Consider the following 24,384-nt stretch of genomic DNA (forward strand, 5'->3'; position numbering starts at 1 on the left):
CCTGACCTACCGCTCGAAAAGTGGACATGGGAATCACGTTCAGGGTAAATTATATTCGTGTTGGTTTGTGCGCTACGTCCAACAATCAGCCTTCACTACTAAAAAATAACGTACTATGATCGTTAAAATGGCTGAGGGAAACCTCAAAACTAAATTTGGAGAGTACCATGAAATTCTCTTTTACAATGGGCAAAAAGAATCGTTTGCCTTAATTATGGGCGATGTGGCCGGAGAAGAAGATGTACTATGCCGCGTGCATTCTTCCTGCATTTTTGGCCATCACTTCAACAGCATCGAGTGCGATTGCCGGGAACAAATGGAAATTTCTCAACAGCTCATTCAGGAGGCAGGCAAAGGAATTATTATCTGGTTAGAGCAGGAGGGCAAAGGCAATGGTCATTTCGCTCTCTTAAAAAGCGTTGAATATAAACGGAAGGGTGTAGCACAAGCCGAAGCTTACGAAGCCGTGGGCTTTAAGCGGGATGCGAGAGATTACACACAAGCCGCTGACATCCTGCACGAAATTGGCGTTAAATCAGTACGTATGCTGACCAATAATATTAACAAAATTGAAACGCTTACTCAACATGGAATTAATGTCGTTGGTATTAAACCCACAAAACTATAAAGCTCCTTACCCTTTGACAAAGTTTGGAACTTTGTCAAAAGTTTGATTACCAGATAACCCAAGTATTTCTAGGGTATATAGCACCTCATTTCTCTGAATTTTAGCTTATTTTTAGCTGGATTTTCCCAATTCCCAATTAAACTCTTTCCATGAACGACAACAAACAGGCGGGTTCGTCGGAGAACAACGCCACAAATTCCCGGCGGACGTTTCTGAAGACGCTTGGCATTGCCGGTACAGCCGCTGCCGCAGCGCCAGCGGCACTTGCCGAAACCAGTTCTCCTCTGCCCCAATACCTGAATCTGGTTAAAAGCCACAGCAGCACGGCCGCCAACGATAAGGTACGTATCGCCCTGATTGGTACGGGCGGCATGGGTATCGGTGATACACAAACGGCACTGATGGTCAATGGTGTTGAAATGGTAGCTGCCTGCGATTTGTATGACGGACGGCTACGTCGGGCTAAAGAGCTTTGGGGCGATCAGCTTCCGGTTACGAAAGATTATCGGGAGATTCTGGAGCGCTCCGATGTCGACGCGATTATCAACGGCACGACCGACCACTGGCACGAAAAAATTTCGTCGGATGCGATGCACAAAGGCAAGCACGTATACTGCGAAAAGCCTATGGTTCAGAAAGTTGAAGATGGTCATACGCTTATTAAAGTAGCCAAAGAAACCGGCAAAGTTTTTCAGGTAGGTAGCCAGTTTGCCAGCTCGCTTCTGATTGCCAAAGCGCGTGAACTGCTGAAAGCAGGCGACATTGGCGAGCTTGTCTTTGCCGAAGCCATCTACGACCGCCATAGTGCGATGGGCGCCTGGCAATATTCGATTCCACCCGATGCTTCTCCGCAAACGGTCGACTGGGATACGTATCTGGGCAGTGCACCCAAACGCCCCTGGGACCCACTCCGCTTTTTCCGGTGGCGGAATTACCGGGATTATGGAACCGGCATCGCCGGTGATCTATATGTTCACCTGCTTACATCGCTTCACTGCATTACCGGCTCAAAAGGACCGACGCGTGTGTATTCAACCGGCGGTACCCGCTATTGGAAAGATGGCCGTGATGTTCCTGATATTCAACTCAGTATCTACGATTATCCGAAAACAGCCGAGCACCCGGAGTTTAACCTGACAACCCGGTCTAACTTTGTTGATGGTGGCGGTGGCAATTATCTGGTGCGGATTGTAGGTACAGAAGGCGACCTGTCGCTCGGCTTTGATAGCCTGACCGTACATCGGAATAAATTTCCGAAAGCACCGGGCATGTCGATTGACAATTTCCCAAAAGACCAGAAGGAATTATTCATTGCAGAATACAACAAACTGTATCCACCACATCCTGAACTCGATGGTCCAAAGGAGTTTAAATATTCGTTTCCAAAAGAGTACAAAGGCGACCGGTATGAGCACTTTGTCAATTTCTTCAGTTCGATCCGTCAGAACACGCCAAACGTAGAAGATGCTACGTTCGGTCTGCGTGCCTGCGGGCCGACGCAGTGTGGGAACCTGAGCTATTTCCAGAAAAAACCATATAGCTGGGATCCAATCAACATGAAAATCATGACGACAACGTAGCAACAACCCTGGTAGGTATTATCAAAAAAGAGAGTCAGACCATAAATTGGTTCTGGCTCTCTTTTTATTTATTATAAGTTATTCAGATTATACGATATATTTATACCGGTTAAAACCAGTATATCAGAATTAAATTTCATATTTTCCATGAAATACTACACATATCTTCTCCTTATATTATTTCTTATGCCTGCTTTATTATTAGCGCAGGGCAAAGAGGCAAAGTCTGCAAAAAAACAGTCAGGTAAGCTTGATCAGTTGAAGCAGGAAGCCATCAAGGCCGTGGAGCAACGGAAAGATCAGGCGCAACAGATCAATGATATGCTGTTTAGTTTTGCTGAACTTGGTTTCCAGGAGGAAGAGTCGTTTAAATACTTGACTACGTTACTGGAGAAAGAAGGCTTTACTATCCAGAAAGGCATTGCCGGAGTGCCTACCGCCTGGATTGCTACGTGGGGATCAGGGAAGCCTGTCATTGCCATTGGCTCCGATATAGACTGCATTCCTAAAGCCAGTCAGAAACCCGGTGTGGCCTATAAAGACCCGATCGTAGAAGGCGCTCCGGGCCACGGTGAAGGCCACAATTCAGGGCAGGCACTTAACATTGTGGCGGCTCTATCCGTAAAACAGCTTATGGAGAAAAATAAGTTATCCGGTACGTTGATGCTCTGGCCGGGCGTAGCTGAAGAGCTGCTTGGCACTAAGGCGTTTTACGTTCGGGATGGCTATTTCAAAGATGTGGACGCCTGTATTTTCACTCACGTAGCCGATAATCTCAGTGTCTCCTATGGCGATGCGGGTTACAATGGTATGATCTCGGCCAAGTTCTCGTTTGAAGGCCAGGCCGCTCACGCAGCAGCCGCCCCCTGGCGCGGACGTAGTGCGCTCGATGCCGTTGAGTTAATGAATGTCGGCTGGAATTACCGGCGCGAACATCTCGAATTAACCCAACGCTCGCACTATGTGGTTTCGGACGGGGGCGACCAACCGAACGTAGTCCCCTCGAAAGCGTCGGTTTGGTATTACTTCCGGGAACGGTCGTATCCCAAAATCGTAAAACTCTTTGAAACCGGCATTAAGGTAGCCGAAGGAGCAGCTTTAATGACCGACACAAAATTCACGTACGAAATTCTGGGATCGGCCTGGCCGGGCCATTTTAACAAACCGATAGCTTCGGTGATGTACGACAACATCAAGCAAATTGGCTTGCCCACCTGGTCTACTGAAGATCAGATGCTGGCGAAGGCTACCCAGAAAGAACTACAATCGCCTAAACGAGAAGGGCTAGCCATAAAATTAGATACCATTGGCACCCCTGTTCCGACGGCTCCCACGGTTATGATGGGTGGGCAATCCATGGTGCCGCTGACCGGCGGTTCCGACGATATATCCGACATATCGTGGGTCGTGCCAACGGTTGTGCTGCTCTATCCCTCAAACATTCCGGGCTTGCCGGGTCACCACTGGTCGGATGCGATTTCGATGGCCACGCCCATCGCTCACAAAGGTGTTGTGGCGGGTGCAAAAGTCGAAGCCATGACGTTGCTGGACATGCTGTTAAAACCCGAAATAATTCATGAAGCAAAGGCGTATTTTAACGACGAGCAAACGAAAGACACAAAATACACCCCCTTGATTTCGAAGAAAGAACTTCCGGCGGTTTACCTGAACAAGAAGATAATGGCCGAATTCAAGCCCAAGCTGGAGAAGTTTTATTACGATCCAACGAAGTACAAGACGTACCTGGAACAACTTGGCATTAAATACCCAACGCTACGTGACGACCAACGGGCTGAATTGACAAAACAGGCCGAGATGAAAGGGAAATAATCTCATCACCGGGTTTTAACCCGGTGATGAGATTATTCTACCCGCACTATTCCCCGTCCTACGCCGGGCATGCCGCCCGTGGTTGTGCCCTCGGCCCGTAGTCGAAGAGTAGTGTTAGCATCGGACGTAAAAAAGGATACCGTTGCCTGGCCGTCGGCACTGGTTTGAATCATAGGCGCCCAAAATAACGTAGTGCGGAAGTCGGGGCGACGGTCCGGCGTTCCGGTATGCTCTGGCTTTTTGACATCATAGCGTGGTGCGTAAAACTCACGTACTGGAGCATAGCCCGGTAGTTTAGCCACCAACATACCAGGCGCAACTTCTTTTGTGAAATCATAATTAGCCCCTCCCCGTTTGGTCAGAATTGAAATAACCCCGCCACTCCCTCGTGAGCCATAAATAGCAGCAGATGCGCCTTTTAGTACATCGACCCGATCAACGTCCTGTACTGAAATTCCCAGGATCGCCTGCAAGTCCATAGGCATGCCATCCAATAGAAACAGGGGTGCGATGGGCCCACTGAAATTAGCGGCACCACGTATCTGCACCTGTGCATTAAAGCCTGAACCGGTCACCTGAACACCCGCAATACGGCCCTGAATCACGTCCAGAATCGTTTGCCGCCCGGATGTATTCAGTTGGTCAAACTTAACCGATGCATCGGGAGTACCATAAATAGTTCGCGAGTCAGGCTCCTTATATTTTTTAGCCTTCACCGTTACTGATTGCAGTAATACCTCACCGTTGCATCGAATCTGTCGCTCGATTTCCTGGTATTCTTTGGCTCGTTTCATGAACTCGGCCAGTTCATCGCGTCGAAATTCGAGTGGATTATAAGGTACGCGAGTAATTGTCACCGTTGGCATAAGCAACTGATCGAGGGTTATGACCAGGTTACGATTGGCACTACCCTTTATGCCATTGATCAGTAAAGACGTGGTATCGGTAAAATCAAGGTCGTAGGCGCCATAATAACCCGCTTCATCCGTTTGGCCCGATAGAAAACTTCTTGTACTGTCACGGTTGAGCATCATGAATGTTAAGTTCACTTTGCCACCAATATCTTTCTGATTCGGTCGAACAACCCGTCCTGTCAGCGACAGTCCCCGTTCAATTGGGTATTTGATGGGTGGAATCGTTCCGGACAGTACGTCGGTCCAGGCAAATCGTCGCCATCCCTGCGTCATCAGCAACAGGTCAAGTTGCATCCAGCGATCTTTATAAACTGGATTAAAGTAATAATCTGGCTGCTCAATCGCACCCGTTAAATCGGAAGCCAGTAACAGGTGCGATACTATGGTTGCTCCGTTGGAATCAGCTTCGGGAGCAAGCCGATCGTCTACAATTGCCACCGAAAGATTAGCCGCAACGGGTTTACCACTGGCATCGGTTGTCTTAATTGTCAGATCAACCTGTTCCCGATTTTTGTAACTCGTTTTGCTGGTCACTAAGCCAATGTTGATCTGCTCACTTTTATCAACAAAGACAAGTCGTTCGCCAACAGGAATATGCGTTTCATCAAATAAAGTAAGTTGCGCGATACCTTCAGGAAATTGCGCCCTGGGTAATTGGATTAAGGACGCCTTTTTAGACAAGGGAATAATAGCTACCTGCACAATCTGGCCGCGTGTTTGGGCTACCAGCGTCATTTTAGCAGTTGTATCAGCCGTGTTTTTATTATGGCGCAGATACACCTTGATGTTGTCTTTATGGCTCAAGTTATCAACCTGCATCACTACGCCCTGCGCCTTCGTGGGTGGTAGTGGATAGGCGCTTCGGGTACCATCATTAAACTGAACAAACGCTGTATAGAATTGTCCCGCTTCGGGCTTGAATGTAAGATAACCCATTCCCAGGAACGTACTGGAAAACCCAATAACCGTATCTTTTTTTGCATCCAGGATAAACCCTTCTACAGCTACGCTCCGCCCCGACGCATTAACGGCCTTAAAGGCAACGCGATTCTCAATTCCGGCGATCAATTGTCCCCCTTCCGGCAAAAACTGCACATCAGGTTGACCATTCTGCCGGAGTGTAGTGCTACCGGCAGCACTTTTCTCATCCGAAGGTAAAATAGTTAGCGTTTTAGAGAAGAAATAAGCATCAGGATAGTTGCGCATGAAGTTCGTATAAGCTCGAAGCTGATACGTTCCGGCGGGTAATGAATCGGGCAAAAGGAGCTGGCCGGGCGCATAACTCAATGTCGCCCGGAGTTGCTCCCGTAATCGCACTCTTTTGGCAACGGGATCTACTAAATCTATGTACAACACTCGGCTTACCGTATCGGCTTCATGCGTAAGCCCATTAAAAACATAGCCTTTTAACCAGACCGTTTCACCAATCAGATACGCATCACGGTCCGTATGTACGTACACTTTTTCGGTAGGTCGTTCTCGATTATAAGCCCTAAACTGATCGACCAACCGTTTAATAAAATCGTCTTCATGGCCACGAAATGCAATCAATAACGCAGCCATAAGAACGATAAACGTCCCTGCGTAATGAGAAAAAGTAGCCCGCATAGAATAGAATTCAAGGTTTAGTGTCTTCCTATGGTAACGAAGTGACTAATTTAGCAGAAATCCTTCTTTACCATGATTACTCCCGCTCATAAGACTGCGTTAGTACTCGGTGCCTCTGGTCTCATTGGCAACTTGCTTACCCATCGTCTTGTCGACTCTCCGATCTACTCCAACGTAAAAGTATTAGTTCGCAAGTCACTGAGCTGGCAGCATCCTCGTTTACAAGAAGTTCAGTTCGATTTTGATCATCCAAATGGCTTGCTCACTCAGGCCGATGACGTATTCTGTTGCCTTGGCACAACGATAAAAAAAGCGGGTTCAAAAGAGAATTTTCGTAAGGTTGATTACCAATATCCGATGGAGATTGGGCAGCTTGGGTTGACTAACGGTGCCCAGCAATTTGCCATCGTTACGGCAATGGGTGCCAATCCAGCATCCTCTATTTTCTATAATCGAGTTAAAGGCGACGTTGAGCGTGACTTAGCTGCATTGAATTACCCTACACTACTCATTTTTCGACCTTCACTCCTCTTCGGCGACCGGTCCGAAAATCGGTTCACTGAACGTATTGCGTCGGGCGCCATGCGGCTTTTCAGCCCGTTAATCCCGGCTAAATATAAAGGTATTGATGCCGATAAAGTCGCCAATGCGATGCTATTAACCATGCAACAGGAGCTAACCGGCAAACACATATTTGAGTCCGATGTGTTACAGGAATTCTAGGACTTGACTCGTAGCCAACAGGAAGCCGGGGTACGCAATCAAGCCGTTTATTATAACTGTGAAAGATCAGTAAGTAATAACTTTTTCGCTATTTTATTTAAGCTTTGTTCCGATCCCTGGACATGAAAGGTCGTATGTCGATGCTGGCGTTTGGCACCGGGAGCCAGGTTAGCCGCTGGCGACGACGATTCCAACTCATAAAATTGACCCATCTGCGGCTGGCCGGGCTTCATAGGGCCGTCGTTGTACGCATTTATCACATCACCTGCATAGGGTTCTTTTTGGTGTTCCCAGGCCGAATTAACGTATACCCGGTCGTTCGGATTAAAGTCATAGGTCACCAACGTTAACGTTTGGATCATGGGGTCATAGCTACCAATCCAGTTTGTGACACGTGCAGGCGACACACCTATTTTACTACGGTACTTTGCATCGGCCTTAAAAAAGGCAGCGGTTTTGCCAACACGAAGTCGCTCAGCCGGGACTTTGCCAAAATACGTATCATTAATAGGTTTCCCTTCCCCTGACCGAAAAGGGATAATAATAGTCGCTTCGGGCGACGCGTTCATCATTCCCAGAATCCACACACATGGCATTCCGGTTTGTGCCGTCCAAGGTAGTTTCCCGAGGTTTGTAATCGTATTGTCCGACTGAATACCAACTACGTTGAGGGAATCGACAGGCATGTTTAGCTGATGACTTATTTCGGAACTGGATAAAAGTTTAATTGTCCGCTCAATACCAATATCAAACTGAGTACCCGCGTAATTTGTCAACGATACCCTACGGGCAAACGTAGCAGTTGTATTGGTAGTATCGGTAATTGTGAACGGTTCCGAATCGATGGCGGCAGGTGTTTGCCAATGCTCTGCATCAAAAGGATCTCCTTTTTTAAAAAATAACGCATATTGGCCACCTTCTGGTCCCAGCCAGAAGCGATCTTCTCCCCCAAAGGCATTCATGTGCGGGAGCGTTTTACGGGAACGTATCAAGTCATAATTGATCCAACCATAGCTAGACTGCCCGTCGGCACTGCTTGTCATTACCCGCCCCTGATAAGCTGGACAAATCAGCGCTCGGGTATTGCTACTTTTTAATTCAACTAAATCGGGATGGTGCTGCCGTAAAAACTGCCGATCCTGATCATACGTATTCATAGTGGTAGATTGAGATACAGAATCTCTATTATCAGTTTTTTCGCCATCCGTTGCAGATTTTCGGCTCGAACAGGAAAAGCCTAAACCAAGCATAGCAAACACAATGATTTTATGCATACAAATTTAAGTGAACCCGGAAAATGACGAACTTGAACGCTCCATCTTAGTTAATAGAACCTACGTCCTCTAAATCACTGTGGCCTCTCAATCTACTTTTTCAGATACCCTCCAGATACGAGCCGCTACTACAGGCGATCTACCGACCATCTATGATTTTTTGTGTATACTGGAAGACGAAACACTAGATTTGATTGCTTTTAGAAGCGTTTTCCTCCTTAATCTAGCCAATCCATTGATCCATTATTTAGTGGCTGAACAAGAGGGTGAGCTTGTTGGATTTGTGAGTTGTCATGTTCAATACTTATTGCATCACGGTGGTAAAGTCGGCGAAATTCAGGAATTGTTTGTCCGCTCTGACGTTCGTAATCAGCAAATTGGCCATAAATTAGTAGCAGCCCTCGAAGCATTGGCTCATCAGGAAGGCTTCGTGAACATTGAAGTAACGACCAATCAGAAACGTATTGACACGATCCGGTTTTATGAGCGGGAAAACTTTAAAAGCACTCACCTTAAATTAGTTAAAACGCTTCTTTAGTACGTTGCCAGCAGTTGATAAATCAGCCCCATCGGAATGATACGTATCAAGGAATAGCTTGGCTTATCGGTAAAATATGGCCTAAAAAAAATAGGCCGCTCTAAAAAAAGCGGCCCATTCGGTCGAATAGTATCTATCCAACGTGCTAGTTCAAAAATTTCAAGCGTAGCTCGTTTAATTGATTACGAATAGAACCATCAATCTGTTGATCGCCCAGACGTAACACATAACCACCAATAAGCCTGGAATCTATTTTTTCCTCTAACTCAACAGTTTTACCGCCCGTTTTTTGCAAAACAATTGCCGTAAATTTCTCACGTAAAGCCTCTGTCAGCGGCACCGTAGTAATAATGGTTGCCCGTTCGATACTTCTCAGGGAATTATATTGATTGATGAATTCAGCCGCAACGGAATCCATAATGCCTTCCCGGTTTTTATTCGCAATGATCTGAAAAAACGCCATCGTCATTGGATTAAACCGACTGCTAAAAATTGCTTTTATAACAGCGTTTTTCTTCTCAGCACGAACTATTGGATTCTTTAACATTAGTAACAGAGGACGGCTTTGGTCCACTGTATTTTTAAAGAATACCATGTCTTTATACATTGTCTCGGTCAGGCCTTTTTCCTGCGCCAGGTCTAACAACGACTTAGCATAGCGAGCAGCAACTGTAGCAACAGCCATAATCGGTTAGTTTAAGCGTGAATTGGATACCAGATCCGTTACCAGTTTCTCCTGGGCGGATTTATCACTAAGTTCCTTTCGAAGAACTTTCTCAGCAATATCCAGTGAGAGTGTAACGACTTCTTTTTTCATCTGAGCGACTAATGCCTGCCGTTCGTTCTGCATCGACTCGCGAGCCTGCTCCAGAATGCGTTTGCCTTCCGATTCAGCCTTTTCGCGCGAATCGGCCAGCATTTTATCGGCAGTTTCTTTGGCTCCACGTAGAATAGCTTCACGCTCAGAACGCGCCTGAGCCAGTAATTTTTCGTTATCAGCCTTTAACGCTGTCATTTCCAGACGAGTCTTTTCGGCCAGATCAAGAGCACTTTGAATGTTATTTTCGCGTTCGTTCAGACTTTCTGTGATGGGTTTCCAGGCAAAAGCGCGAAGAATCAGAAACAGGCCGAGGAATACCACCACCTGCCAGAATAATAAGCCAAGATCGGGAGTAAGTAAATCCATGAGTTTGAATTATGGAGAAGTCAGTGTTAATAGAATACGTATCAATCTTTTGTTAGGAAACGCTCGCCCATCGGCAACCCCAAATGGGCGAGCGTTTTCCGGGAAACGGGTGAGTAGTGACGCCAGCACCTAATGCAACCAGCCTACTCAAACTTAGCGTCTGTTTAAGCCGCTGTAGCGACCAGCAGACAAATAACAGCTGCGAACAGAGCAACGGCCTCAATCAGAGCCGCGATGATCAGCATGGCAGTCTGGATACGACCAGCCGCTTCTGGCTGACGGGCAATACCTTCCATAGCACTACCACCAATTTTACCAATACCCAAACCAGCACCAATAGCGGCCAGGCCAGCGCCGATAGCGGCACCCATAACTGAAACACTACCAGACGCTTCTAACAGCAGGGAAAACAACATTGCGAACATAAAACTCAAACAGATTTATTAGTGAAACAAAAGATTGCAACTTAAATACCATCAACTCATTAACTTCAGTTGATAGATAACGATTAACCTAATTCTGACGTAGTACCTTCGTAGCCAATACCGTGATCAGCTTCATGATGATCTTCTACTGCGCTACCGATATACATAGCCGTGAGCAGAGTGAAGATGAACGCCTGAAGAAAGGCCACCAGCAATTCGATTAGATTAAGAAACAGGGTAAAAAACAGAACAACCGGGCTAATAGCGATACTGGTTGTCATACCACCCATGTGGTTGGCCATGAAAATAAGGCCCAGCAAACTCAAAATAATAATGTGACCAGCCGTGATGTTGGCGAATAATCGAATCATGAGCGATAAGGGCTTCATGAAAACGCCTACAATCTCAACCGGAACCATAATTGGAAGCAAGGCAATTGGAACTCCCGTTGGTTTCAGAATGTGTAACCAGTAATGCTTATTCCCGCTGAACGTGACAATCAGGAACGTAATAACAGCCAGCACCAGGGTGACTGTAATATTCCCCGTCAGATTGGCTGCGCCTGGCAATAAGCCCAGCAGGTTATTGACCAGAATGAAGAAGAACAGGGTTAATAAATACGGCAGGAACTTCGTGTATTTAGGGCCAATACTCGGCTTGGCAATCTCGTCGCGGACGAACAGGATTATTGGCTCCAGCAACGACTGTATACCTGATGGTGCCTTGCCCTTGTTTCTGGCATATCCGCGGCTAACGGCCGGAAACAGCAGCAACATAATAAGGGCACTTAACAACAGCGACGCTACGTTCTTCGTGATAGAAAAGTTGTAGAACTTAGCTTCATGGTCAACAACGCCGGCTTCCGTAACGCGGTGAATTTTACCGTGTTCATTCTTATACCCGTTGTAAACCTGTTCGTGAGCTAGTCGTGATGACGCGAACACTTCAAGTCCCCGATCTTTCGAGTAAAGAATTACGGGCAGCGGAATGGTAAAGCCGTGTGCAAGCTCCCAACCGTGATCATCTTTAATGTGGTGCATGATCATATCGCCCACATTAAATTTTCCCTTTTCAGCATGTGCCTCGCCTTCCTGCTTAGCTGGCGTTTCACCTTCGTGAGTATGCTCCTGCGCCTGTGCACCAACTAACGAACTCAAAATGAGAGCCGTTATCAACAAAAACTTATTAATTGAAGAACGCATCATATGATGTGACAGATCCTTTTTACGAATCGCGTCGCAAGTTACGAGTAACGCCCCAAATCTCAAAACCTGTATAGAATATATATAGTACAAGAAAGTCCAAAACAAAGACTCGGCGATGGTCAATGTGTTGAAACAGAAAAAAACCAATGAAGGCCAATCCCAGAATCAGCCGGGCGACGGTTGCGGCCAGGTAGAGTGGAACCAATCGTTCTCGATTGGCCTGTAAACCAGTCTCTACCAACCGTTGAGTCAGAAATGAGACACTAAAAAAGAAGATTAAGAGCATCTTCCAGCTGGGGTGTATCCAGGGCGCAACAAAATATTGTTCGGCTATGAAAAATACAATTGTTAATATGATGGTAAATACGAATATACGAAGCATAAGTACTGGCTTTAAGGAATAGTGACCCCTTAAAAATCAATAGGTTAGAGTAGCAGCTTTAATTACTTATTTTTTCGTAAGCTGGCGGATGAATAGATAAAGCGATGCTCCTATTGCCGTTAAGGACAAAACAATAGTCCAGATAGGCCGATGATTATTTTGCCATTGGTCTAACTTCATGCCTACCCACACGCCTAAACCAATCGTGCCGAGCATCTGAAAGGCAATACCACTGAACTGGACAAACGACGTACTTTTTTCGGTTGCCTTCTTGATGGGATCATTGTTCCGAACTGGCTTGTTCGGGACGTTCTGATTGGCTTGTTCAGGGTCGTTCTCCATAGAATTAGAAAGCAAAATGCAATATGTGGGGCAAAATTCGTTAATTTGGCCTTACGTTCCATATCGTCAAACCGGCTCTGAACGTTTTAGTACGAGTGACCACGCGTTATTTCCGAATGTCCCGCAATTTACGTAACCATCTGTTCCTGTTGCTTACGGTCCTTGTTTCACTGACCGGCGGACTGGTTTCTTGTTCTCAATACAGCACTAAACCAATCAGCAAAGGCTACCACAATCTAAATGCACATTTTAATGCGTATGTGATTGCCCGTGACCAGATTGATCTTGCCGAGCAGACACTGTTTAAAACCAGGCAGGAAAACTACAGTCATCTACTACCCATTTTATTACCAATTGATTCAATGCGCATTCAATCGGTAAAGCCTCAGTTAGATGATGCCATTAAAAAAGCATCCCTTATTCCTGAGCGCCATCAGAACAGTAAGTGGCTCGACAATGCCTATATTCTTATTGGCCGGGCGAGGTTGCTAAAGCAGGATTTGCCGAATGCGATTGAGGTCTTCAAATACGTCAATACAAAGGGCACCGACGAAAACGACAAACACACAGCGTTAGTGGGTTTGATGCGGGCTTACGTTGAAGCGAGCGATTTTACGAACGCATTGAACGTAGCGGAATACCTGCGTACACAACCGTTGGACAAGAATAATACACGGGATTTTTATTTAACGAAAGCTTATCTTCATGAACGTCAGGGTGAATATATAACGGCCGTTGGTATTTTAGAGGCTACCTTCCCGGCCCTGAACAAGAATGAAGCGACTGCCCGATTACACTTAATTGCCGGCCAGCTTTATGATCTGATAGGTCAGCCAGCAAAAGCGGTTGATCATTACCGCCAGGTATTAAAGTCGCAACCTACTTATGATCTATCTTTTTATGCGAACCTATATGCCATTCAAAGTAATGGCTTGACGGGTGATCAAAAGAAAATAGCGCAATCAGCAGAAACGTTTAACGACATGCTGAACGACCGTAAGAATACCGACCTGAAAGATAAGATCTATTTTACAATGGGTCTGCTCGAAGCCCGTAGCGGTCGGATCGATCAGGCGATCAAATACTATAGCCAGTCTATTCAGGCAGCGGGCGTAAACAAAGAGCAAGTGCCTTATACGTATCTGGAAATAGGGAAGTTGTATTTTGAAAAGAAAGCTGACTATTCAAAAGCAAAAGTATATTACGATAGTGCGCTCACACTGCTTCCTAGGCAATCGTCTGAATATGCAGCGTTGCTAAATCGAAAAAATACACTGGATGAATTTGTTCAGTATAAAACTACCGTCCAAACCAATGATAGTCTGCTACATCTGGCACAAATGGACCCGGCTGCACTCGACCAACTACTGAATAAGGTTATTGATCAGCAGGAAAAAGAAGCTAAAGATCAAGCGATTGCTGCTCAAAAAGCTACAGAACTGGCGTCAAAAGGCGGCCCGGCTTCCGTCGCGGGAGCGACTAATTCTAATCTGCAACCGTCCGAACGTTGGGTTCTATACAATCCTGTTGCCTTAAGTCAGGGACGACAGGAATTTTCAGTACGTTGGGGCAACCGTCTTCTTGAAGACAACTGGCGACGTAGCAACAAGGAAGCCTCTGAGTCGATAGCCAATGCAAACAGCCCGATCAACGGGAGCGCACCCGCTAATGCAGTGAACCCGAATGCACCCCTACAGCCTCAACTGGATACACCCACTTCAACGACCGCAACAGCCGGTCTCGTGGCTGGCCAAAAGACCAGGAAAGATGCCATGATGGCCAGAATTCCGTTTACCAAAGAAGCACAGGCACAGGCAAATCAGCGAATTGAAAATGCGCTGTACAAATTAGGTAAACTATATAAATTTCAACTCAATCAGCCTGCGGATGCCATTCCCACGTTTGAACAACTCTTGACGCGCTACCCAAATACGCTCCAGAAGCCAGAAATATACTATCTCCTCCATCTGTCGAATGAACAGTTGAGCAAATCATCTGCCTGGAAAGACAAACTGGTAGCCGAGTATCCAAATTCGTCTTATGCCCGCCTGATTGGCCGATTAGCGGCCACCGCTCCGACAACGACCTCTGAAGCACAGGCCCAAAAAACATACACTGCCATCTACGAACTTTATAAAGACAATAAGTCAACGGAGGCACTAGCTCAGGCAGAAACTGCCCTGAGTAGTTTAGCAGGCACGCAATTAGAAGATAAATTAGCACTGCTACGTGTCATGCTGGTGGGTAAAGTCAAAAGTGTGGATGAATACCGGCAGGCACTGGCTGACTTTGTGCGCGATTATCCAGCTAGTCAGCTAGTGTCCAGGGCAAAGGAAATGCAAATTGCAGCCGACCAAACGACGGCAAAACGAAAATAAAGTTGGGTTTACAGTGTATAGTTTTGGGTTTACAATGTTCAGTAAATCTTGTCTTAGCTCCCGAAAACCATACGCTGAAACCATAATCCCAGACACCTGTAATGTTTGAACTTGCGCCCGGTCCTTACCGGAACATAATCCGAAATCTCTGGCGATTATCGCTGCTTGGCGTTGCCTTGTTAGTTCTCTATATCGTAGCCGTGAGTTATAACTTTTTGTGGCTCTTTGGCGGCATGCCAAGTTTAAAGGCGTTGGAAAACCCAAAAAGTGAAGAAGCCTCCGAAGTATACACGGCTGATAGTCAATTGTTAGGAAAATATTACGTTGAAAACCGTACGCCTATTGAAATCTCACAGGTATCGCCCAACGTTACGTCGGCTCTGTTAGCTACCGAAGATGCCCGCTTCATCAAACACTCTGGCATTGACCCTCGATCGCTTTTCCGGGCTGTTAGTGGTTTTCTGACATTTAAGGACGCGTCAAGTTCAGGGGGTGGTAGTACGCTTACCCAACAAACAGCCAAAAACCTGTTTGATACGCGGCAGGAAGAACTTCGGGGTATATTAGGGCATATTCCCATCATCAGTCTTGTTATTGCTAAAACTAAGGAATGGATTCTAGCCGTGCGTTTGGAACGAAACTATACCAAACAGGAGGTAATGATGATGTACCTCAACACGGTTTCTTTCGGCAACAACACCTATGGTATCAAGACGGCAGCAAAAACCTACTTCAGTAAGGAGCCCTGGAATCTGACTGTGGAAGAAGCGGCATTATTAGTTGGGATGCTCAAAAATCCTACCTTTTATAATCCGCGTCTGTTTGAGGAACGTACCAGAGATCGGCGGAACGTAGTATTAGGACAGATGAAAAAGTACAAGTTTCTGACCAACGATCAATTCATTACGTATAAAAATAAGCCGTTAAAACTGGACTTCAGCGTTGAGAACCAGAATACAGGCATGGCGGCTTATTTCCGGTCAGTGATTAAAGAGGATATCAAACGGTGGATTAAGCAGTATAACGAAGAAAATCCAGGTTCTGAACTAGACCTGTATACGAGCGGACTGAAAATTTACACGACTATCGACTCCCGCATGCAGGCTTATGCTGAAGAGGCCGTCATGGCTAACATGCGTGATCAGCAGAAAAAATTCTATGAGCACTGGCGCGGTCGAAATCCATGGGTGCAGAAAGATTCACGAACAAAGAAATACGTCGAAATTCCAGGCTTTATTGAGTCTGTTGCTCGGCGTACCACTCGTTACAAGCAATTGAAGGCAGCTTACGGCAACGATGAGAAGGCTATCTGGCAGGAAATGCGCAAACCTGTTAAAATGAAGGTTTTCGTGTATGGCGGCCGACGTAACGAGAAGGATACGACCATGAGTTCGCTGGATTCGATTAAATACTATAAGCGTTTACTCAACACCGGTTTCATGTCGATGGACCCGCGCTCTGGTTATGTGAAAGCATGGGTTGGCGGTATCAACTTTAAACACATGAAGTTTGACCACGTTCGCCAAAGTCGACGTCAGCCGGGATCGACTTTCAAGCCATTTGTTTATTTAACCGCTATGGATCAAGGGTTTGTGACACCCTGTAGCCATGTTGTTGACCAGCCGACCGTATTTGCCCATGGCGAGGATAATAATGGTGGGCCGCCCTGGATGCCAAAAAATTCCAATGGCAAATATAGTTTCCGAAGTTTATCCTTGCGGGAAGCATTAGGCCAATCCATCAATACGGTAAGCGCTCAGTTGATTAAAAAAACCCGTGCCGCAACGGTCATTAAGTATGCGCACGATATGGGAATCGAAAGCAAAGATCTACCCAATAACCCAACACTCTGCCTGGGTACTGGCGACGTATCGGTTTATGAGATGGTGGCTGCTTATTGTGCTTTCGCGAATGGCGGTATGCGTGTACGGCCAATGGTAATTTGGCAGATTAAAGACAAAAATGGCAACGTCTTAAAGCAATTCCATCCGGATGCCAACCAGGTTATTAGTGCCAACCGCGCCTACGAAATGTTGCACCTCATGCGGGGAGCCGTTGAAGAACCAAGCGGTACAGCGCAACGGTTGCGGACGCAATACAAATTGCTGGATGGCGGTAATGAAATTGCCGCTAAAACTGGCACTACGTCGAACTATTCCGATGCCTGGTTCATGGGTATGACGCAGCACCTGGTTTCGGGCCTGTGGGTAGGTGGCGATGACCGTCCTATTCACTTTCGCACGATTGAATTAGGGCAAGGTGGTCGACAAGCTATGCCTGCCTGGGCCATGTATATGCAAAAAATATACAAAGATCCTACCCTGACCAGCTACCGGCCCGAACCATTCCGCAAACCTAATAACTTCAAAATTGATTGTGGTGGCTATCATATTGACTCTTCGCAACGGTATATTCCGCCTAAGGTTGTACCCGAAGACGAAGAAGAAATTTTACAGTAATACAGGGGAAAGGCCAGCATTCTTGCTGGCCTTTTTTTACATAAATAATCAAGCAACCTTTAGACAGAATAGGTTGTTTTGTATTACCGACCATCGGTAACGACCGCATACTAATCAGCTGACCATTTTGATCGGCATAGAGCATGGCTGAATTCGACTACAAGACAGAATTAACTAAAGTACCCCACGAACCTGGTGTATATCGATATTTTGACCTTTCGGGCGAGGTGATTTATGTCGGCAAAGCGAAAGACCTTAAAAATAGGGTAAGTAGTTACTTCACGAATTCTAAGCAGCACGATCGGAAAACACTACGTCTGGTGAGTCAGATCCGGAAGATTGAGTTTACCATCGTACATACTGAGTTTGATGCGTTGCTGCTTGAAAATCAACTCATTAAACGCTACCAGCCGAAGTTTAATATCCTACTACGTGACGATAAAACATATCCGTTCGTTTGCGTTACCAATGAGCATTTTCCTCGTGTTATCACCACTCGACGTATTGACCGCAAGCAGGGCACTTTCTATGGTCCATTCGCCAATCTGAAGCCCATGTATACGGTGCTGGATATGTTTAGCCAGCTGTTTACTATTCGTACGTGTAATTACAATCTTGCTCCCGAAAATATTGCAGCAGGCAAATACAAAGTTTGTCTGGAATATCATATTGGCAATTGTAAAGGACCTTGTGAAGGAAAGCAAGCCGAGGCTGACTACGATAGTGATGTTGAGCAGATTCACCACATTCTTAAGGGAAATCTTAAACCGGCGCAGGAGTACTTTAAAACCCGTATGGTCGAAGCAGCCAATGAGTTAGCTTTTGAACAGGCGCAGAAATACAAGGAAAAAATCGACGTGTTACAGCGTTTTCAAAGTAAATCAACGGTTGTCAATCCTAAAATTGAGAATGCAGATGTTTTCTCGATTGCCTCCGACGAAATTTCGGCCTATGTCAATTTCATGAAGGTTGTCAATGGCACGATCGTCCAGACACATACAGTTGAGATCAAGAAAAAGCTCGACGAAACGGACGCGGATCTTTTGGCAATGATGATCATTGAGTTTCGGGAGCAATATGGTAACCAAGCGAAAGAGATTATCTCGAACGTACCACTCGATGTTGATTTAAAGGCAGAGGTTACTGTTCCACAAATTGGTGACAAAAAGAAACTGCTGGATATGTCGTTGAAGAACGTGCTTTATTTCCGACGTGAACGGCAGGAACGAGCAGCCGCTGAAGCTACAGCCAATGCCAGCAAAAAAGATCGCGTCCTAATCAGATTAAAGCAAGATTTACAACTGAAAACGCTTCCAAACCGTATTGAGTGCTTTGACAACTCGAATATTCAAGGTACAAATCCTGTCTCAGCAATGGTATGCTTTATTGGCGGTAAACCTGCGAACAAAGAATATCGTCATTTTTCTATCCAGACTGTTGTTGGTCCCAATGACTTTGCCAGTATGTATGAAGTCGTTACGCGTCGTTACACGCGCGTACTGACTGAGGGAACCGATATGCCCGATCTAATTGTCATTGACGGCGGAAAAGGGCAGCTTAGTGCTGCGTGCGACGCACTGAAAGCGCTGGATCTTTATGGTAAAGTACCCATCATTGGCATTGCCAAGCGGCTCGAAGAAATTTACTTCCCTGAAGATAATTTGCCGCTTTATATCGATAAAAAATCCGAATCACTCAAGCTCATTCAGCGAATTCGTGATGAAGCTCACCGATTCGCTATTACGTATCACCGTGATAAACGTAGCCGTAATAGCCTTATTAGTGAGCTGGAAAATGTAGAAGGGGTGGGCAAGAAAACAGCTGCCAAGCTACTAAAGCATTTCAAAGGGGTCAAAAAAATTCGTGAAGCCACCCTTGATGACGTAGCAGAAGTGGTTGGAAAAGATCGAGCGATTAAGTTGAAGCACTATTTTGACACGTTGGAAAACGGGTAAAAAAGTGAAGCGGCTATAAGGCCGCTTCACTTAGTGTTGCACCACACAAAAAAGCGGCTTTCAAGCCGCTTTTTTTTAATATTCCCAGAGACTATGCTCGGTCTCCATCAGTTCGTATTCAGTTTGATAGGATTTCAATAAACCCTCCCGGTCTCCATACATTCCTACTAAATCTGTATCATTTGGGTTTGCTACTTTTGTAATCCGACCATAGAATAAACGTAAGTCGAAGGCATCAGCCAAGTTCTTATGTTGAGCCTGATTCTGCGGATTATACCAGATGAATTTCTTTGGATCACTACGGAACAACTTATCCAGATCTTTATACTTAAACGTAGCCAACGGAGTTTCAACACCCGCTGCATTTTTATCTGAAGGCAAATAGATCGTTACTGTTTGAATGTCATAATACAAACGTGAACGCTTCCGGTCGAAAATCCAGTCTTCCTTAATCTCCATGATGTTGAATTCTTTTGCAAAGTATTCGTCACCAGTTGGAACAGCGGCTACTTTAGCAACCGTATCCACTTTCGGAGCTTCGACAATAGGTTCCTGGACTACTTTGCCCTTTTTACCTTTCGTATTTTTGGCTACAGTCTTCTTTTTAGGTGTACCCCAACCATCATCGGCTGGTTGAGCCGCTGCTTTCTTAGGGGTTCCCCAACCATCGTCGGCTGGTTTGGCAGCTGTTTTAGGATCTGTTTTTTTAGTATCCCAACCATCTGTTGCACCCGCTGTTCCTTCTTTCCCAAAACCAGCTTCTATCTCTTCCTTTGACAGACCACCACCTGTATTTGGCATGATCATTCTATTTTGAAACTTCTCCGGTGTCAGTTTAGTGGTCACCGAGTCATTTTCATAACCGTCGATTAGGCCCGCCTTCATAGCATCAATCAGATACTTGGATATTTCGTTATTCTTCGAGAATAGCGACTGATTCTGTTTCTCCTTCAGGTCAATACGACGCCAAAGGGTCTTCTTCATCATAATATCGTTCTCATTGATTGCCCGAACCGACAGCGCGTTAGTGCCGGTGCTTGCTTTCTCCTGCGCCATTGCTCCTCCACCAGCTACCGCCAGCAGTGCAGCGGTTACGGCTATCGCTCTAACTTGTTTCATTGTCAACCGTTGTTTTTGTTGCCTTTTGTTCCTGTTGATAACGAAAGACTTCTCTGTTTAGTACGATTAATAAAGCGGTACTGTTTGCTGTGGACTTCCCATAGAAACCTCACTGATATCTCCTCTGAAATTTCGGCGTTGCACACCATCGACCTGAATCGACAGACGATCACCAGGTTGAATATCAGCAGCCATTGAGCCCAATGACCCGCCAGCAGGCCCTAAATTAACCTGACCTACTTTACGAGTACCTCTTGCTAAAATTACGGTAATACCCGTTACACGGAAGTTAGCATCATCTGGCGAGTAGTTGCGAAAACTCTCATCTGCAATGGCTGTTACACGTACGCTACGTGCCTGTCCAGCAGGTACACCTCTCGGATCTCCAGCTTTAGTTCCTCCTACATAATATTCAATAGTAGGCTTCGGTACACGATTCACCCGGAAATCATTCTTCCCTAATAGACTACCTGCATTACTAACATTCAACGTTAAATGAGCAGCGCTTGGGACAACCGTAATCTTACCTTTCTCTCCAGATGTGATTACAGAACCACCATCAGCCGAGAAACTTGGATTCCATAAAGCGCCTAACTGTGGACTTTGTACACTTAATTTATTGGCGCAACCAAGGTACAAAGGCGGAAATGAGCCAGATTCAATTTCATAGGAAGGTTTTGCAACAAAATACTCAGCAGACAAAGGGACTGTCTTTAAGCCCGATGGCGTCTGGTAAGCAATTGACCCTGTAAGCGTCCGCTTTGAAAGGCCATTTTTGTCGTAAGCACCACCCTGCGCTGTGAACTCAATAATACCTTGACCGTCCTGCACACGTACTGCACCACCGTTTAAACTCATTCGTGGTTGAATACCCGAGGACGATGCTGCTAAAAACATCTGCCCTTTAAATTTGGTACCTGCTACAACTACTTTTGAATCCATGCTCAACATGGCCAGAATCTTGTCAAACTTTACATCCTGGGCACCCACCTTACTAGCCAAAACATCAAGCACTTCACCCTCAATCCGCCGAACATCAGCTTGTTTTTGGCTTAATACCGCCAAAGCGGCTGGTACTGGTGTTTGAGCAAAGTTAAGTTCAGCAAAATCTTTTCGACGTTGATCAGGTGATCGATTTGCAATCGGATCATCCTTTCCATCAAGCGCCATTGGCGCATATTTTGAACCCGAATATTTCGATACGTTATCTACATACCCATTTAACTGATCTTTCAATTTGAAGGCAGCCCCTTTGCGATCAGTACCAATCATTAGCTGAGCTACTTTTTCTTCCTCACTCAGGTTTTTAATATTGCCTGACTCATCACGACCACCGCCCGCATCAACGAGTTGTTCTTTAAGTTTGTCTATCTCACCAACTATCCCGGCAGTCAATTGGCGCACTTCATCGGCTTGTTTGACGATGGCCAAATCGGTAGCTCGGTTTCCCGATTTTTCAACTGTGGCCCGGATATTGTCGAACGTCTGCTGGTTAACCTTACTGACTGCACCAGTTGATTGCTCCAGACTATTATTAATTAAAACGAATTTTTCCAGAATGGCCGACGTAACTTGCAAAGCAAGTAATGCGGTCAAAACCAGATACATCATCCCGATCATTTTCTGACGGGGTGTCTCTTTTGAACCTGCCATGAACTTATGGTAGTGAGAATTTAAAATTTATAGGATGTATAGGTCAAAGGGTGGGCTCAGAGTTAAGAAAACAATAACTCTGAGCCCACAAACTCTATACGTAAGTTTAATTACCGCGCATGGCTGTTAACATGCTGCCATATACGCCATTGAGAGACGCTAAGTTACCTGTCAATTTAGCAAGTTCGCTTTTGAACTGTTGCGTATCACGGCTGGCATCACTCATATTTTCCATAGCTGCCGTTAAGCTACCATAGAAGGCATTCATAGCTTTCAGGTGCTTATTTGTATCCTGCAATTCGAGCTCGTAAACCGCGTTCAGAGCCCCCATATTCTTGGTGACTTTTTGGGTCTGATCCCGCAATTCTTTTGTATCTGCCGTTGCATCAGCCATAGAACTAACAGCCGTAATTGCTGTATTATATGACTTGTTCATTTCAGAAAGCGAGCTAGATGCCGCTTTTACATTACGGGCATAATCGTTCGTGGCCACTGTAGCATCTGTAAGATCAGAAAGCTTGGACACTGTATCATTTAAATTACGGAAACCTGAACCTAAACGCTCAAACACATCAGGCGTTACTTTTGCCTGTGCCAGCATCTGATCCATATTGCCCGTTAAGCCATTCGCCTGTGGAGTTGGCTTACGAGCCTCACCTTTAAAATCATCGGCTAGCTCAGGATACACTTTTTCCCAGGCATAGCCATCACCAGCGGTTGCTGGATTAGTGAAACTTTGAACGGCGTAAAGACCGAAAATAACTACCTCAGTTAACAGACCAGCCGTTAAGAGCCAGCCAAATTGTTCGTTGTGCGTAATTTTTGCCCATGCACCGGCAATAACGACCGCGGCACCGGCACTATAAATGGTTGGTACTAAACGATCCCAAAAGAAACTTTCTGACTTTGCTGCTGCCATGATAAACTTGATAAACTATTGTTGGTTGGAATAGGTAACTAATTATAAGACAAGTTTAATTGTCCCGAACTAGACACGAACTTATATAGACTGTAACAGTCTATCCGTTTAACGCGTCCAGGTTTGGTTATACTTTCTTAGATGAAGACTTTTTACTACTCTTGGCTTTGCTGGTACGACCTCCCCGAGCGGATGCAGTACGACCTTCGAGGTTGTCCATTACACAACGGAAACCAATATAAGAGCGCTTTTGATCTTCGTACTCGTAATAACGGGTGCCTGTTTCGAGATAGTAAGCAATATCTTTCCAAGAACCACCACGTACTACCTTGCGAGGCTCATCAGCATTCTGATTGTCAGGATTCATGTCCCATACAATTGCATTCGTGTTGTCTGCATAAGCATCACGACACCACTCTGCTACATTACCAGCCATATTATATAAACCATAGTCGTTAGGACTATAAGCTGTTGCTGGAGCAGTATACGGATAGCCATCCGCATCAAAATTACCACGTTGCGGCTTAAAGTTGGCCAGATAGCATCCCTTGCCATTGGCTACGTACGGGTTACCCCAAGGATACTTAGCTCCACTTTTTCCCCCGCGAGCAGCCCATTCCCACTCGGCCTCAGATGGCAAACGGAAACCAAACGATTTATAACCACCATCTTTGGTGCGGAAATCATCGAGTGTATTCGTGCGCCATTTGCAGAAATGTTTTGCAGCGACCCAACTTACACCTACTACGGGATAAGTGTCAAAAGCAGGGTGCCCATAGTAGTGCTCCAGCATTGGATCACCATTGTGGTAAGTAAAGTCATTTTTCCAGACAGTAGTGTCAGGATAATACTTAGCCATAATCTCTTCTTCGCCCAGCGTTGACACAGAGTCAGCCAGTAAGGCGTTGACGTACTGACGGTATTCATGGTTCGAAATTTCAGCATCATCCATATAGAATGAACTGATCGTTACCTGCCGGTTCATGTTAATCTGAGTAGCCGCTACATCCTCATCGGCCTGTCCCATAATAAATGACCCGGATGGCACAAGTACCATGCCAAACGGGGTAGGTTGCTTCCAGCCTTTACGTCCAGTGGCGGTAATTTCACCATTCGTAACGCCTACTTCGCCCTCTTTACCGCCTTTGCCACCGAATTTCGACTTCAGAAAGCCGCAACCTTGCATCAGCAGTACGACTGCAGCGACCATCACTATCCGGGTTGCGTTGACTGTTAACGAGTTATAATTCATCATTGTAAAACTTT

Annotated in this window: 20 protein-coding genes; 8 read left to right on the plus strand and 12 right to left on the minus strand. The window is 45.7% G+C overall.

Features of this window, described 5'->3' with window-relative positions; genetic code table 11:
• The first annotated feature begins 115 nt into the window (after positions 1 to 115).
• The 3 genes from ACYVEA_RS05000 (at position 116) to ACYVEA_RS05010 (ending at position 4,038) form a co-directional block, all read left to right on the plus strand.
• Entirely contained in the window at positions 116 to 628 is a 513-nt protein-coding gene (locus ACYVEA_RS05000; protein WP_461112233.1) for a GTP cyclohydrolase, read from the plus strand.
• Positions 629 to 777: 149 nt separating this feature from the next.
• The gene (locus ACYVEA_RS05005; RefSeq protein ID WP_093828509.1) at positions 778 to 2,208 is read left to right on the plus strand and encodes a Gfo/Idh/MocA family protein; all 1,431 of its coding nucleotides are present in this window, start codon (positions 778 to 780) and stop codon (positions 2,206 to 2,208) included.
• A 147-nt stretch (positions 2,209 to 2,355) separates the two neighbouring features.
• On the plus strand, positions 2,356 to 4,038 hold the full coding sequence (locus ACYVEA_RS05010; protein ID WP_461112234.1) for an amidohydrolase: 1,683 nt from the start codon (positions 2,356 to 2,358) through the stop codon (positions 4,036 to 4,038).
• Between the two features lie 32 nt (positions 4,039 to 4,070).
• On the opposite strand, the gene ACYVEA_RS05015 is transcribed toward ACYVEA_RS05010, so the two are convergent.
• Positions 4,071 to 6,560, minus strand: a complete 2,490-nt coding sequence (locus ACYVEA_RS05015) for a TonB-dependent receptor plug domain-containing protein (RefSeq protein WP_461112236.1) — start codon at positions 6,558 to 6,560, stop codon at positions 4,071 to 4,073.
• Between the two features lie 72 nt (positions 6,561 to 6,632).
• Between ACYVEA_RS05015 and ACYVEA_RS05020 the strand changes: the two genes are divergently transcribed.
• Positions 6,633 to 7,283, plus strand: a complete 651-nt coding sequence (locus ACYVEA_RS05020) for an oxidoreductase (RefSeq protein ID WP_461112238.1) — start codon at positions 6,633 to 6,635, stop codon at positions 7,281 to 7,283.
• A gap of 50 nt (positions 7,284 to 7,333) precedes the next feature.
• On the opposite strand, the gene ACYVEA_RS05025 is transcribed toward ACYVEA_RS05020, so the two are convergent.
• Complete coding sequence (locus tag ACYVEA_RS05025) at positions 7,334 to 8,440, minus strand: DUF6786 family protein (protein ID WP_461112239.1); 1,107 nt, start codon at positions 8,438 to 8,440, stop codon at positions 7,334 to 7,336.
• A 196-nt stretch (positions 8,441 to 8,636) separates the two neighbouring features.
• Between ACYVEA_RS05025 and ACYVEA_RS05030 the strand changes: the two genes are divergently transcribed.
• Positions 8,637 to 9,095, plus strand: a complete 459-nt coding sequence (locus tag ACYVEA_RS05030) for a GNAT family N-acetyltransferase (protein ID WP_461112240.1) — start codon at positions 8,637 to 8,639, stop codon at positions 9,093 to 9,095.
• 145 nt (positions 9,096 to 9,240) lie between these two features.
• Here ACYVEA_RS05030 and atpH read toward each other — a convergent pair whose 3' ends face one another.
• From atpH to ACYVEA_RS05060, 6 genes are all read right to left on the minus strand, one after another.
• A complete protein-coding gene (atpH, locus tag ACYVEA_RS05035) occupies positions 9,241 to 9,780 on the minus strand; it encodes an ATP synthase F1 subunit delta (RefSeq protein WP_461112241.1) in 540 nt (179 codons plus the stop codon).
• Between the two features lie 6 nt (positions 9,781 to 9,786).
• Positions 9,787 to 10,281, minus strand: a complete 495-nt coding sequence (locus tag ACYVEA_RS05040; protein WP_461112242.1) for a F0F1 ATP synthase subunit B — start codon at positions 10,279 to 10,281, stop codon at positions 9,787 to 9,789.
• Between the two features lie 164 nt (positions 10,282 to 10,445).
• Entirely contained in the window at positions 10,446 to 10,706 is a 261-nt protein-coding gene (gene atpE / locus ACYVEA_RS05045) for an ATP synthase F0 subunit C (protein ID WP_093828525.1), read from the minus strand.
• 83 nt (positions 10,707 to 10,789) lie between these two features.
• Positions 10,790 to 11,911 (minus strand): F0F1 ATP synthase subunit A, encoded by a 1,122-nt coding sequence (gene atpB, locus ACYVEA_RS05050; protein WP_461112243.1) that lies wholly within the window; start codon positions 11,909 to 11,911, stop codon positions 10,790 to 10,792.
• 19 nt (positions 11,912 to 11,930) lie between these two features.
• Positions 11,931 to 12,293, minus strand: coding sequence for a hypothetical protein (locus ACYVEA_RS05055; protein ID WP_461112244.1), 363 nt, complete (start codon positions 12,291 to 12,293; stop codon positions 11,931 to 11,933).
• Positions 12,294 to 12,359: 66 nt separating this feature from the next.
• Positions 12,360 to 12,635, minus strand: a complete 276-nt coding sequence (locus ACYVEA_RS05060) for an AtpZ/AtpI family protein (protein ID WP_461112245.1) — start codon at positions 12,633 to 12,635, stop codon at positions 12,360 to 12,362.
• A gap of 116 nt (positions 12,636 to 12,751) precedes the next feature.
• Here ACYVEA_RS05060 and porW point away from each other — a divergent pair, with 116 nt between their 5' ends.
• The 3 genes from porW (at position 12,752) to uvrC (ending at position 19,427) form a co-directional block, all read left to right on the plus strand.
• Positions 12,752 to 15,013: a type IX secretion system periplasmic lipoprotein PorW/SprE gene (gene porW, locus ACYVEA_RS05065; RefSeq protein WP_461112246.1), complete on the plus strand. Its 2,262-nt coding sequence runs from the start codon at positions 12,752 to 12,754 to the stop codon at positions 15,011 to 15,013.
• A 101-nt stretch (positions 15,014 to 15,114) separates the two neighbouring features.
• The gene (locus ACYVEA_RS05070; protein WP_461112247.1) at positions 15,115 to 17,472 is read left to right on the plus strand and encodes a penicillin-binding protein 1A; all 2,358 of its coding nucleotides are present in this window, start codon (positions 15,115 to 15,117) and stop codon (positions 17,470 to 17,472) included.
• A 143-nt stretch (positions 17,473 to 17,615) separates the two neighbouring features.
• The gene (gene uvrC / locus ACYVEA_RS05075) at positions 17,616 to 19,427 is read left to right on the plus strand and encodes an excinuclease ABC subunit UvrC (RefSeq protein ID WP_461112248.1); all 1,812 of its coding nucleotides are present in this window, start codon (positions 17,616 to 17,618) and stop codon (positions 19,425 to 19,427) included.
• A gap of 75 nt (positions 19,428 to 19,502) precedes the next feature.
• On the opposite strand, the gene porN is transcribed toward uvrC, so the two are convergent.
• The 4 genes from porN to porK all read right to left on the minus strand — a co-directional run bounded on the left by porN (position 19,503) and on the right by porK (position 24,373).
• Entirely contained in the window at positions 19,503 to 20,546 is a 1,044-nt protein-coding gene (porN, locus tag ACYVEA_RS05080; protein WP_461112249.1) for a type IX secretion system ring subunit PorN/GldN, read from the minus strand.
• Between the two features lie 66 nt (positions 20,547 to 20,612).
• The gene (gene porM, locus ACYVEA_RS05085) at positions 20,613 to 22,199 is read right to left on the minus strand and encodes a type IX secretion system motor protein PorM/GldM (RefSeq protein ID WP_461112250.1); all 1,587 of its coding nucleotides are present in this window, start codon (positions 22,197 to 22,199) and stop codon (positions 20,613 to 20,615) included.
• A gap of 106 nt (positions 22,200 to 22,305) precedes the next feature.
• Positions 22,306 to 23,118, minus strand: coding sequence for a type IX secretion system motor protein PorL/GldL (porL, locus tag ACYVEA_RS05090; protein ID WP_461112251.1), 813 nt, complete (start codon positions 23,116 to 23,118; stop codon positions 22,306 to 22,308).
• A gap of 127 nt (positions 23,119 to 23,245) precedes the next feature.
• On the minus strand, positions 23,246 to 24,373 hold the full coding sequence (porK, locus tag ACYVEA_RS05095; protein ID WP_461112252.1) for a T9SS ring complex lipoprotein PorK/GldK: 1,128 nt from the start codon (positions 24,371 to 24,373) through the stop codon (positions 23,246 to 23,248).
• Positions 24,374 to 24,384 lie beyond the last annotated feature (11 nt).

This window comes from Spirosoma jeollabukense, assembly GCF_054777855.1.